Raw genomic sequence first — 12565 nt, 5'->3', positions numbered from 1 at the left:
TAAGAAGATATTGTTACATCAAAATGGTATGTATTGCAATAATTTACATGATAAGTAATCGTAATATATACCGATCCAGTAAATTGCATATCAGGTACAATTTATCTAGCTTTGTAGGCTATGCAAAAAAAAGCAGAAAATATCTCACGATCATATATTCAAATAAAAGGGGCACGCGTCAATAATTTAAAAAATATTGATGTAGACATTCCTAAAAATAAACTCGTCGTCATCACCGGGATGTCAGGTTCCGGGAAATCATCCTTAGCCTTTGACACGCTATATGCCGAAGGCCAACGTCGCTATGTCGAAAGCCTTTCTTCTTATGCCCGTCAATTCATGGGCCGCATGAATAAACCCGAGGTAGATTACATTAAAGGTATTGCTCCTGCTATCGCCATTGAGCAGAAAGTCATCACGAGTAACCCGCGTTCTACCGTAGGTACATCGACAGAAATATACGATTACTTAAAATTACTATTTGCACGTATAGGTAAGACCGTCTCTCCTATTTCTGGAAAAGAGGTAACGAAGGATACGGTTTCATCTATCGTAGATACGCTTATAACCTATCCGGTCGATAGTACCCTTACGATTTTGAGCCCGCTTATTCCGCTAAATGAGCGAAAACTTAAAGAAGAACTCTCGCTCTTACTTCAGAAGGGATTTGTACGCGTGATTTTCAAAGGGAGTATGCAGAAGATTGAGTTGCTACTCGAAGATAAGAATGTCCCCAATAAACAGGTCAAAGAAGGTGAAGTAGAAATTGTAATAGACCGTATACGATTAGATAAAGAAGAGGAGACCATCCACCGCATAGCAGATTCTGTGCAAACAGCCTTTTTTGAAGGAAAGGGTACCTGCGCAATTGAGATTGATAGTGAAAGACTGTCATTCTCCGATAAATTTGAATTGGATGGAATCACTTTCGAAATTCCTACCGCTAATTTCTTCAGTTTTAACAATCCATTTGGTGCCTGCCGTAGATGCGAGGGATACGGCAAAATTATTGGAATAGATCCCGACTTAGTTGTGCCAGATAAAAGTAAATCGGTATACGACGGTGCGATCGCACCTTGGAGAGGTGAAAAAATGGGTATCTGGCTGGAAAAACTAGTTCGTACTGCCATTAAGTTTGATTTCCCTATCCACCGGGCCTATGGCGACCTAACCCCCGACCAACAAAATTTATTATGGACAGGGAACAGTTATTTTAATGGGCTAAATGCATTTTTCAAAGAACTGGAAGAACAGACTTATAAAATACAGTACCGTGTAATGCTTTCGCGATACCGTGGAAAAACAGATTGTCCCGAGTGCAAAGGAAGCCGTCTACGCAAAGATGCGTCTTTTGTAAAAGTGAGCGGTAAGTCGATCATCGATGTCGTGCTGATGCCGATTGACAAGGCACTTGATTTTTTCCAAAACCTGCCTCTTGCAGATAACGAACAGATCATTGCAAAAAGACTTCTTTCAGAAATACTAAACAGAATTCAATTTTTATGTGATGTCGGTCTGAGTTATCTCACATTGAACCGGCTGAGCAACACCTTATCTGGCGGGGAGTCACAGCGGATCAACCTAGCTACCTCCTTGGGAAGTTCTTTGGTTGGTTCGATATATGTATTGGATGAACCTAGCATCGGCCTTCACCCCCGCGATACGCAAAAACTGATCGGTGTATTGAAGTCGCTTCGTGACGTTGGTAATACCGTCATTGTGGTAGAACACGAACAAGAAATGATGGAGGCTGCGGATTACTTGATCGATATAGGGCCAGAGGCCGGGATCAATGGTGGCGAGTTGGTATTTGCCGGAGATTACAATCAAATATTAAAAGACAAACATTCTCTTACCGGTAAATATTTAAGTGGCAAACTACAGATTCCTGTCCCTAAAAGTCGGCGCAAGTGGACGGACACTATCCGGATTAAAGGCGCGCGAGAGAATAACTTAAAAGGTATCGACGTGGATTTTCCACTAAATGTCTTCACTGTTGTAACGGGCGTTTCGGGTTCGGGTAAGACCTCTCTTGTAAAAAGAATCCTCTTCCCTGCTTTGCAAAAGACAATCGGGAATTACTCGGGCGAACAAACGGGTATTTTTGACGCACTCGAAGGGGACTTCGAACAAGTAGAGCAGGTAGAAATGGTGGATCAAAATCCAATTGGACGATCTTCCCGCTCTAATCCGGTAACCTATGTAAAAGCCTGGGACGAGATCCGTGCCTTGTATTCAAATCTTCCTGCAGCTAAAGCCAATGGATTAAAACCTTCTGCTTTCTCATTCAATGTGGAAGGGGGCCGGTGCGATGTGTGCCAAGGAGATGGTGAGGTAAAAATTGAAATGCAATTCATGGCAGATATTGTATTGCCCTGTGAGGCCTGTGACGGAAAACGCTTTAAGCAGCATGTGCTGGATGTACAGTATAAACAAAAATCAGTCGCTGATATTCTAGGGTTAAGCATCGACGAAGCACTTTCCTTTTTTGGAGATCAACCAAAGATTTTGGCCAAATTACAACCTCTGCAAAATGTCGGACTAGGTTATGTCAAGCTGGGACAATCGTCGAGCACCCTTTCGGGAGGTGAGGCACAACGGATTAAACTAGCATCTTTCCTTATTAAGGGCAATAATCAAAAGAAAACGCTGTTCATCTTTGACGAGCCAACCACTGGTTTGCATTTTCACGATATTGAAAAACTATTAAAATCTTTCGATCAGTTAATTGCTTTAGGTAACAGTATACTGGTAATCGAGCATAATATGGATATGATCAAATCCGCAGATTGGGTGATTGACATTGGTCTTGAGGGAGGCGACAAAGGGGGACATGTAGTATGTGTAGGAACACCCGAAAAATTAGCAGATTGTGCAGCATCTTTTACGGGACAATTTCTTATAAACCATCTAAAACCCTAACTTGGTATCCTATAAATATTCATATGAAGAGACGCATTTTTTTATTACTATCACTGTTTTCAAGCATCTGTTCCATTTCAAATGCACAGGTAGACCGTCCTAAACTCGTCGTGGGGCTTATGGTAGACCAAATGCGTTGGGATTACCTCTACCGATTTGCAGACCGATACGGCGACAAAGGATTCAAAAGAATATTAAAGGATGGTTTCTCCTGTGAGAATACGATCATCAACTACATCCCCACCTATACAGCGATTGGTCATAGCTCCGTGTATACAGGATCTGTCCCCTCCATACATGGCATTTCGGGTAACGACTGGATTATACAAGCTACCGGCCAACAAATGTATTGCACACAGGATGATAAAGTTAACGGAGTCGGTACAACAGGAAAAGAAGGGCAGCAGTCTCCACGAAATTTATTGGCCTCTACAATCACAGATCAGCTAAAATTAGCGACCAATTTTAAATCGAAAGTGATTGGAATCTCGATAAAAGATCGAGGTGGAATTTTACCGGCAGGTCATTTTGCAGATGCGGCCTACTGGTTTGAAAGTAAATCCGGGGATTGGATTTCGAGCACATTTTACATGGAAGAATTACCAAAGTGGGTAAATGGCTTCAACAAAGAAAAATTGGCCAAAAAGTACCTAAAACAGGACTGGAACACCCTCTATCCAATCGAAAGCTATCAGACAAATAGCATCGAAGACGATAATATCTATGAAGGAAAATGGGCAGGTGAAACGAGTTCGGGATTTCCGCGGAAAACTTCTGAGCTCATGAAAGATGCCGGATTAGAGCTGATCAAAACAACTCCTCAGGGCAATACGTTTACACTCGACTTTGCGAAAGCAGCTATTGCGCATGAAAAATTAGGACATAATCCGAGTCAAAGTACAGATTTCTTATGCGTGAGTCTTTCTGCAACAGACTACGTGGGTCACCGCTACTCTGTTTCGGCAGTAGAAATTGAAGATACATACCTGCGATTGGATCAGGATATTGCTGATTTTCTAGCTTATTTGGATGAAACGGTAGGTGAAGGCAAATACACATTTTTCCTGACAGCCGACCATGCCGCATCGTATAATCCCTTATATTTTACGGATCAAAGAGGAAACGGCGGATATTTATTCACCCGTCAGATCTTGCGCGATCTCAATGCGGAATTGGAAGCAGAATTTGGAGCTGGCGAGATGGTAAATAGCTTACTGAATTACCAAGTGCATCTTAATTATACGCTCATCGATTCATTAAAATTGGATGCCGATTTGGTAAAGAAAGTTATTACTAAAAACCTGAACAGGGTGGATGGAATAGCATACGTGATCGACATGGAGAATAATGAAAATATGTTTATTCCTGCCCCACTCCGCGAAAAGATCATCAACGGATATAATCGCAAAAGAAGTGGGGCAATTCAGCTGATTACCGAGCCGCAATGGTATTCGGGCACACCACGGGGCACGGGTACCACCCATGGTGTGTGGTCGCCATATGATTCGCACATCCCGTTGGTATTTATGGGATGGGGGATTAAAGCAGGCGTAACCAACAGAGAAGTGCATATTGTAGATATTGCCCCTACATTATCGGCTTTATTGCACATAATGGAGCCAAACGGAAATATTGGAAAGCCCATCGCAGAGGTACTGGGGCAATAATTTTTTTTAGCGCTTTAAATTATGTATTTTTGATGGTTAAGAGGAATTACTATGCTTTCTAAGAAAACAAAATATGCTATAAAAGCCCTGATGGTACTGGGTAGAAACTACGGTCAGGAGCCAATACAGATTATAAAAATTGCTGAAGAGGAACGTATACCAAAAAAATTCTTAGAGCAGATTCTTTTAGAAATGAGGAACGCGGGAATTTTGTATTCTAAGAAAGGTGCGGGAGGTGGATACAGCTTAAATAAAGCGCCTGAAGATATCTTCTTATCACAAGTGATGCGTTTAATCGACGGTCCTATTGCGTTACTCCCCTGCGTTAGTCTCAACTTCTATCGCTCTTGCGAAGAATGTGTTGAAGAGCATGCATGTGGTATCCGAGATACCTTTGTAGAAGTACGGAATGCGATGCTTCAAATCTTAAATGACACCAGTGTTGCAAATCTCATCAATAAGGAAAAAGAGCTTAATCTCGAGTAAAGAAATTAAAAAAGGGAATTCAAATTTGAATTCCCTTTTTTAATTCCTTATTATAACTTAATTTCCTCTTCTTTCGAATTGAAGAAATGAAACTCCGTTAAGTAATACGACTGTATAGATTTTACCTTAATCCACTTGCCGTATTTAAAAAACCACTTGATTCTTCTTGAGATAAAACCTGACTTAATGTAGGCGTCGATATAAGGATGTACACATAATGTAATACCTTTTTCGTTTTGCTCTTCAAGAATAAAACTCAAATTATTTTCTATATCATCAAGCAACACAATGCTCGATCTTATTTCTCCTGTACCATCACAAGCCGGACATTTCTCGCTTGTCACGATGCTCATTTCGGGTCGTACACGCTGACGCGTAATCTGTACGAGGCCAAATTTACTTGGAGGAAGAATGGTATGACGGGCTCTATCCTCATTCATACATTCCTTTAAGAAAGTATACAACTCTTTACGATTTGGCGCTTTGTGCATGTCGATAAAGTCAATAACGACTATACCTCCCATATCACGTAATCGCAACTGTCTTGCGATCTCCTTTGCCGCCTCCTTGTTTACCAAGAGTGCATTATCTTCCTGATTTTCTTTGTTCGCAATGCGGTTACCACTATTTACGTCGATGACATGCAGCGCTTCGGTATGTTCAATAACCAAATATGCACCACCCTGTAAATTTACCGTCTTGCCGAAAGACGCCTTAATCTGCTTTTCGATACCATAGTGATCAAAAATAGGTTCTTTATGTTTATAAAGTTTAACTATTTTTTCCAGTTCTGGCGAAATTTCCTGTATGTATGATTTCGTTTCCTCATAAATAACAGGATCGTTAACATATATATGTGCAAACTCATCCGTTAAAAGATCACGTACAATGGTAGAAGCTCTATCCATTTCACCCAATATTTTTTGCGGTGGTTCTACAGTTTTAAGGCGCTTGGTAAACAGTTCCCATTTAGAAATCAAATCCAGAAGATCCTTTTGAAGTTCGTCGACTCCTTTACCTTCTGACACTGTACGTATGATGACTCCAAAATTTGCAGGTTTAATACTTTCTACAATTTTCTTCAGTCTACTTCGTTCAGCGCTGCCCTTGATTTTCTTTGAAATAGAAACCGAACTTGAAAACGGCACCAGTACTACAAAACGCCCTGCAATGGACAAGTCCGAACTCAAGCGCGGGCCTTTCGTAGATATAGGTTCTTTGGCTATCTGTACCGGTAAAATCATATTTCGGGATAAAATGTCCGAAATTTTTCCTGCCTTATCGATATCCTTTTCAAGCTTCAAACTATTGAGCAGTTTCTCCTGATAACTGCCATTCTTTACTATTCGAGTCAGTTTAAGCAACGATTGTACCTGAGGTCCCAAATCCAAATAGTGCAAGAACGCATCCTTTTCGTAACCTACATCTACGAATGCTGCATTCAGACCGGGCATAATTTTTTTGATGCGTCCGAGATAAATATCTCCTACAGCAAAATTACTCCCAGCTTGCTCACGATTGAGTTCAACAAGTTGCTTGTCCTGTAGTAAAGCAATAGTCACTCCTTTTTCAGGAGTTGAATCGATAATTAATTCCTTTACCAACAGCTACTAATATTATGGGAAATAGTACCTCGCGCACCATTGAAATCCCTTATGAAACATAAAACTCGTTTAATGAAAAAATACAATCTACGCTAAAACAAGCTGTTTTGTTATAGATTGTACCATGTCTTGAAGTAATAAAACCTCATTTGACTATTAGCAACAAGAAACTATTTTTTCTTGTGTCTATTTTTTCTTAAACGCTTTTTACGTTTGTGAGTAGCCATTTTGTGTCTTTTTCTTTTTTTTCCGCTTGGCATAGCTTTAATGTTTTTAAAAATGATGTAAATAAAATCTGTTAATTACTTACTCAATGCTTCGATCTGACGATCGATGTATTGAGAGAGAGTTGGATCTGCAGCCATTGCCTTACTCTTTTGAAAAGCAGAAATAGCCTCCGTCCTCAACCCAATTTTTTCATATCCTGTCGCTAAGTAAAAGTACGACTCCGCATCAGGCTTCAATTCTACGACAGTTTTGAAGCGCTCAATAGCCTTGTCGTATTGTTGTGATTGTAGTGAAAACAAACCCAACGTTTTATTCGCTTCGATATTTTTCGGTTCCGCTTTAACCACTTCTTGTAGCAATGCAATACCAGCCATAGGATTGTTAGATCCTGTTACCAGCGCTGCTCCAAGACCAGTTTTTGCAGACAAATTGTTTGCGTCTAATTCCAACGCCTTTTCATACGATTGAATAGCCCGCTGATTTAAAGCAGACGCCATTGTTGTATCCTGCAAATTAGTGTACGCAGCACGGTACGAATCTCCAGCTTTCAACCAATAGTCGAATTTAGGTGTAATCTCGGCCATTTCAGCATAGACAAAACCCTGAGGAGCATCTTTAGCTACGTCATCCCACTTATTTGCCAACTCTTGCAACAATGTAACTTTTTCTTCTCCCTCAGCCTCTTCTACTTTAGCCTCAATCGCTGCAATATCCTGCACGAGTGACGCATTGATACTTTGCTTTGCAATATCCGAAACATATTTCAGATTATACATAGATTCTGTAGAATTCGAAGAGGTGCTACCTGTTGTTTCTTTCTCCCCATCAACCAGACCTTTAATAGGACGTGCCAATAGAACGCCCATTAAGACGACTATGAATACAACGACAATTATTTGTTTGGTATTAAGCATGGGACGAATTTACTCTTATTTTTTTGCTTTATTTCCAGTTTTTACTTTTTCAACGAAAACTTTTGCCGGTTTAAAACTTGGAACAAAATGTTCGGGGATAATAATCGCCGTGTTTTTGGAAATATTACGCGCAGTTTTTTCAGCTCTCTTTTTTACCACGAAACTTCCAAAACCTCTAACATAAACATTTTCTCCTCCAATCATTGAATTTTTAACCACTTTGAAGAACGCCTCTACTGTCTCTTGAACATCTACCTTCTCTAAACCTGTCTTGGTAGAGATTTCCGCAATAATTTCTGCTTTAGTCATATCTATTATACTGTAATTATTTATTACTCGCTCATCCCATCATTTGGGGATGCAAAAGTATCTTTTTTAAATGAACTTTAAAAATTTTTTCATGTATTTCTGATACAGAAAATTTTCATTTTCAAACATTTAACGTTCTAACTGATACTCTGACTCCTCAAAAATGTCTGCAAAGCTACTATTATTTTACTGACTGTCAAATATTTATTACGATTTCGCATAAAAGATAGCAGCAATGTGACGTAAATCTTGTTCTTCATGTAAAGCCGAAATTACAATACGGTTTAGCAAGGGGCTTGCGGGAAAAGGGTACGAAAAGCTGGATATCAATACATTTTTGTCCAATAAATACTGATATAGATTGGCTTCCAACGCGCTAAAAACTGAAAAATTAGAAATGCTTTTAAACTGCAAATGCGCAAATAGTTGCTGAGCTAAAGAAATATTATGTTGTAACTTATCAAAAGATTGCTCATAAATATCCTGTCCTTTCAAAAGTACATACATGCTCGCAGGGGAAGACGGCGATGCTCCGGTAAAAATAGGATGCTTCCGCAACATATCCATATGCTCTTTATTGCCCAGAACTACTCCCGCATCTGTACCCATCCCCTTAGCCAAAGAGGCTACGACGATTAGCGTAAAATTATCCCGATCTGCAAAATTCAGACCTACCGAAGTTCCATTTTTTCGTAACACCCCGATACCGTGTGAATCATCTAATACGAACAACACCTTTTTATTCGGGTTTATAGCTTCAAAAGACGAAAAATCATATAACATAGGTGTCAAATTATCGAGTGCGTTGGACACGACAACAAATTCGCCGCCGTCTGAGCAGTTAATATAGTTTATGGTTTCTTCCATCCAAACATCGAAATTTTCTTTCACATGCGGCTTTCCATCAATCCATAAAGCAGGATGCGTATCGGGCGCGTAAATTAGTTCTCCGCGCCCACACAAAACTTTGATAGCTAATTGGGCGGCTAAATAACCACTGGAAAGCAAAATCGCATCTTCAAATCCAAAACGTTGTGCGGTATGGTTCTCAGCTTCACGATATATCCCCAATTGAACATTATTGTTACGCGATGTACCATTATTGAGCCCATACTTATCTATCCCTTCTTTGTAAAGCGAAATATAACGCGGATTATCAAGCAATCCTAAATAGGCTGTACCGCCGAAAAAAAGATAATTCTCCCCATCCTGTTGAATAATACGCCCAGTAGGTTGATTTAAATATTGGAAATCTTTCATGAATACGAATGTAAAGAATTTTTCAGCTTGGTTGTATCCACCTATACAATCTTACTATCCTTAAATTGTCTCCGCTCAAATATAGAAACTCCAGCTTTGCAAGGCAATAAAGTGCCGCAAGAAAGTACCGTGCACCAATTTCGACTAAAATCACCCTGTTTATTAATGAAAAGCACCCCTCTTCTTCAATGGAGGAAAGTGTATATTTATATGAATAAATTTTAGATAATTGATGAAAGGAAGAGCACTCATTTCTGTTTTCTTGTTGACAATAATTTTGTCAACGTACGCGCAAGATTACAAATACGGCCCGGCGGAAAAAGATTACATAGGGTATCTATTTACCTATTTCAAGGGCAACGATGTAAACGAAGAGGCAGTCTGCTTTGCAGTGAGTCTTGACGGCTATAATTACCTCACCCTAAATAACAATCAGCCGGTTTTACAATCCAATGAAATCAGTTCCACAGGAGGTGTACGCGACCCCATATTATCCGAGGCGAGGATGGCAAGACTTTTTATATGGTGGTAACCGATATGACTTCTTCAAAAGGATGGGATTCCAATCGTGCCCTGGTGCTACTAAAATCAACAGACCTGATTAACTGGAGTTCCTCGATAATCAACATCCAAGAGCGCTATTCGGCACAGGAAAATCTTAAAAGAGTATGGGCACCACAGACCATATACGACCCCAACACCCAAAAGTACATGGTTTATTGGTCCATGAAACATGGTACCGGACCTGATATCATCTATTATGCTTACGCAAATGCTGATTTTACCGATCTTGAAGATGAACCAAAAGTCTTGTTTATACCTAAAAATGGGAAATCCTGCATCGACGGTGACATCATCAATAAAAACGGCTTATATTATTTGTTCTACAAGACTGAAGGAGATGGAGATGGTATTCGATTGGCATTAACAGATTCCTTAGCTTCAGGAATATGGGTTGAACAACCCGGTTATAAACAACAGACCCCCGAAGCTGTGGAAGGCTCTAGTCTATTTAAGCTTATCAATTCGGACACCTACATCTTAATGTATGATGTATATATGAAAGGGAAATACCAATTCACAGAGAGTAAAGATTTGGACGTGTTCAATGTAATTGATAAGGACATCAGTATGGACTTTCACCCACGTCATGGTTCAATTATTCCAATCACCCGACGTGAGCTCAATGTATTGACAGCGGAATGGGGTATACCACCTAACTTGAACACGCCAACAGACAACAATCCTGTTCTCGAAGGCTATTATGCGGATCCGGACATCCTTTACTCGAATAAAACGAATAGGTACTATCTATATCCTACAAGCGATGGTTTTGATGGTTGGAGCGGCTCTTACTTCAAAACATTCTCTTCCAACACCTTGAAAGACTGGATTGATGAAGGAGTTATATTAGATTTGAAAAAAGATGTTTCTTGGGCAGATCGCAACGCATGGGCACCTTGTATCATTGAAAAGAAAACAAAAGGAAAATATGCGTATTATTATTATTTCACAGCGGCTCAAAAAATTGGTGTAGCAGTAGCAGATGATCCTGCGGGTCCCTTTGTCGATTCGGGCAAACCGTTGATCGACTTCAAACCTGACGGTGTAAAAGGCGGTCAAGAAATAGATCCCGATGTATTCGAAGATCCCAAAACAGGGAAAAGTTATTTATATTGGGGTAATGGATATCTAGCCGTAGCTGAGCTGAATAAGGATATGATTTCAATTGATAAAAAAACTATTAAAGTAATGACACCGGATCATACCTTCCGTGAAGGCATCTATGTATTTTACCGTAAGGGCCTATACTATTTTTTGTGGTCTGAAGATGACACACGGAGTGAAAATTATAGTGTCAGGTACGCAACCTCAACGTCAGCCACTGGTCCTCTTACTATACCCACGAACAACCGCATCTTAACGAAATCTCCTGGTAAAGGAATCTATGGAACGGGACATAATTCGGTAATACAAGTACCGGGAACCGACGAATGGCATATCGTCTACCATCGGTTTAATCGGCCTAATGGAATAAAGATGGGCGGGGCGGCAGGATTCCACAGGGAAGTATGCATCGATAAAATGGAGTTTAATAGTGATGGAACGATAAAATCTATTGAGCCGACTTTATAGAAACCCTTTATCTTAGCTAAGCATATAAAAAATGTTTTACCCTTATCGATTAAGCGTTTTTTATATAGATTTAATATAAATGAAAATTCAATGGGAGATTTAGTCCAACAGAAAATGTAAGCCCATCGATCTTCTTAAAATCAGATTTCTGATTGATATTAAAGCCATACCCTACACTGATATCGACCAACGATGCCAGACTCACCCCTACCTTAGGCGTCGCGCTATAAGGTGTAATTTCACCTTTAACAAATGGCCAGATTCCCCTATCACTAAGATAATAGGTAAGCCCAACCTCCGGTACCACAGTTGTACGATCCATCATCCAGGTAAAATTAGCCCCTCCATTTATTTTGATATACTGGTATTCGTTGGGAGCAAAAAGTCCCCAACCCGATAGCTTTAAAAAGTTTCCATTTTGATATTGATAGCCGATTGACGGACCCCATATCCACGAATTGCCGGCGCGCTTTGCTCCAACAGTTTCCTGACCGCTTACGGACACAATACATGACAATAAAACATAGCAAAATATGACAATTTTCTTCATACCCGGGATTTTGACAAGCACTAATCTACAATATATATTTAAAAAACTGAACCCCAATAAAAAATGTACATCAAAACCTATAGCGCAGTTTTCATTTGTTACTAAACTTACGTAACGAAAGTGCGTTACTAGGTGTCGACAAACCACAAATTTTATTTCTTTAGCAAATTTTGGCCTTGTAAGGGATTCTTGCCCGTCGGATCTTAACAATCCAGAATCCAACAAAAGCGTGAAGATTTTACCACGGCCTACGCTGGAAGCTATTGAATACTATGGAAAGATAAACAAATGGTAAAAAATGTATATGAAGTTCTTAATAGGCCTTGACAAGGATTGTGTTCAGAAAAAAAGCTCCACTTTACAGTGAAGCTTTGCGCAGTGACCCCGGAGAGGCTCGAACTCTCGACCCACTGATTAAGAGTCAGTTGCTCTACCAACTGAGCTACGGAGTCTTTTTCTGAGGGTTAAAGGTACAATAGATTATCACAA

10 protein-coding genes and 1 tRNA gene are annotated in these 12565 nt (G+C 39.9%); 5 read left to right on the top strand and 6 right to left on the bottom strand.

Going from position 1 to position 12565, the window contains the following annotated elements; all coding sequences use genetic code 11:
* Positions 1–120 precede the first annotated feature (120 nt).
* From uvrA to C4F40_RS11780, 3 genes are read left to right on the top strand one after another with little or no spacing between them, the layout of a single operon-like run.
* Positions 121–2922, top strand: coding sequence for an excinuclease ABC subunit UvrA (gene uvrA, locus C4F40_RS11790; RefSeq protein WP_196939598.1), 2802 nt, complete (start codon positions 121–123; stop codon positions 2920–2922).
* Positions 2923–2945: 23 nt separating this feature from the next.
* Positions 2946–4589 carry an alkaline phosphatase PafA gene (gene pafA, locus C4F40_RS11785; protein WP_196939597.1) on the top strand — a complete coding sequence of 548 codons (1644 nt, stop codon included), beginning with the start codon at positions 2946–2948 and terminating at the stop codon, positions 4587–4589.
* Positions 4590–4640: 51 nt separating this feature from the next.
* Positions 4641–5075, top strand: a complete 435-nt coding sequence (locus tag C4F40_RS11780; protein ID WP_196939596.1) for an RrF2 family transcriptional regulator — start codon at positions 4641–4643, stop codon at positions 5073–5075.
* A gap of 50 nt (positions 5076–5125) precedes the next feature.
* Here C4F40_RS11780 and C4F40_RS11775 read toward each other — a convergent pair whose 3' ends face one another.
* The 4 genes from C4F40_RS11775 to C4F40_RS11760 all read right to left on the bottom strand — a co-directional run bounded on the left by C4F40_RS11775 (position 5126) and on the right by C4F40_RS11760 (position 9390).
* The gene (locus C4F40_RS11775; protein ID WP_196939595.1) at positions 5126–6679 is read right to left on the bottom strand and encodes an Rne/Rng family ribonuclease; all 1554 of its coding nucleotides are present in this window, start codon (positions 6677–6679) and stop codon (positions 5126–5128) included.
* A gap of 302 nt (positions 6680–6981) precedes the next feature.
* The gene (locus C4F40_RS11770) at positions 6982–7821 is read right to left on the bottom strand and encodes a TPR domain-containing protein (protein ID WP_196939594.1); all 840 of its coding nucleotides are present in this window, start codon (positions 7819–7821) and stop codon (positions 6982–6984) included.
* A gap of 15 nt (positions 7822–7836) precedes the next feature.
* The gene (locus C4F40_RS11765; RefSeq protein ID WP_196939593.1) at positions 7837–8130 is read right to left on the bottom strand and encodes an HU family DNA-binding protein; all 294 of its coding nucleotides are present in this window, start codon (positions 8128–8130) and stop codon (positions 7837–7839) included.
* 207 nt (positions 8131–8337) lie between these two features.
* On the bottom strand, positions 8338–9390 hold the full coding sequence (locus C4F40_RS11760) for a PLP-dependent aminotransferase family protein (RefSeq protein WP_196939592.1): 1053 nt from the start codon (positions 9388–9390) through the stop codon (positions 8338–8340).
* A gap of 232 nt (positions 9391–9622) precedes the next feature.
* Here C4F40_RS11760 and C4F40_RS21585 point away from each other — a divergent pair, with 232 nt between their 5' ends.
* Together C4F40_RS21585 and C4F40_RS11755 are read left to right on the top strand one after the other, a co-directional pair.
* Positions 9623–9922 carry a hypothetical protein gene (locus C4F40_RS21585; protein WP_231390041.1) on the top strand — a complete coding sequence of 100 codons (300 nt, stop codon included), beginning with the start codon at positions 9623–9625 and terminating at the stop codon, positions 9920–9922.
* Entirely contained in the window at positions 9913–11526 is a 1614-nt protein-coding gene (locus C4F40_RS11755; RefSeq protein WP_231390040.1) for a glycoside hydrolase family 43 protein, read from the top strand. The genes C4F40_RS21585 and C4F40_RS11755 overlap by 10 nt, the downstream gene beginning before the upstream one ends.
* A gap of 70 nt (positions 11527–11596) precedes the next feature.
* On the opposite strand, the gene C4F40_RS11750 is transcribed toward C4F40_RS11755, so the two are convergent.
* The gene (locus C4F40_RS11750; protein ID WP_196939591.1) at positions 11597–12076 is read right to left on the bottom strand and encodes a hypothetical protein; all 480 of its coding nucleotides are present in this window, start codon (positions 12074–12076) and stop codon (positions 11597–11599) included.
* A gap of 379 nt (positions 12077–12455) precedes the next feature.
* Positions 12456–12528 (bottom strand) — tRNA-Lys (locus tag C4F40_RS11745).
* Positions 12529–12565 lie beyond the last annotated feature (37 nt).

Origin of the sequence: Sphingobacterium pedocola, from assembly GCF_015209965.1 — a bacterium.
GTDB classification, from domain to species: domain Bacteria; phylum Bacteroidota; class Bacteroidia; order Sphingobacteriales; family Sphingobacteriaceae; genus Sphingobacterium; species Sphingobacterium pedocola.
The sequence above is the reverse complement of the archived record's forward strand: the minus strand, read 5'-3'. Positions and strand labels throughout refer to the sequence as shown.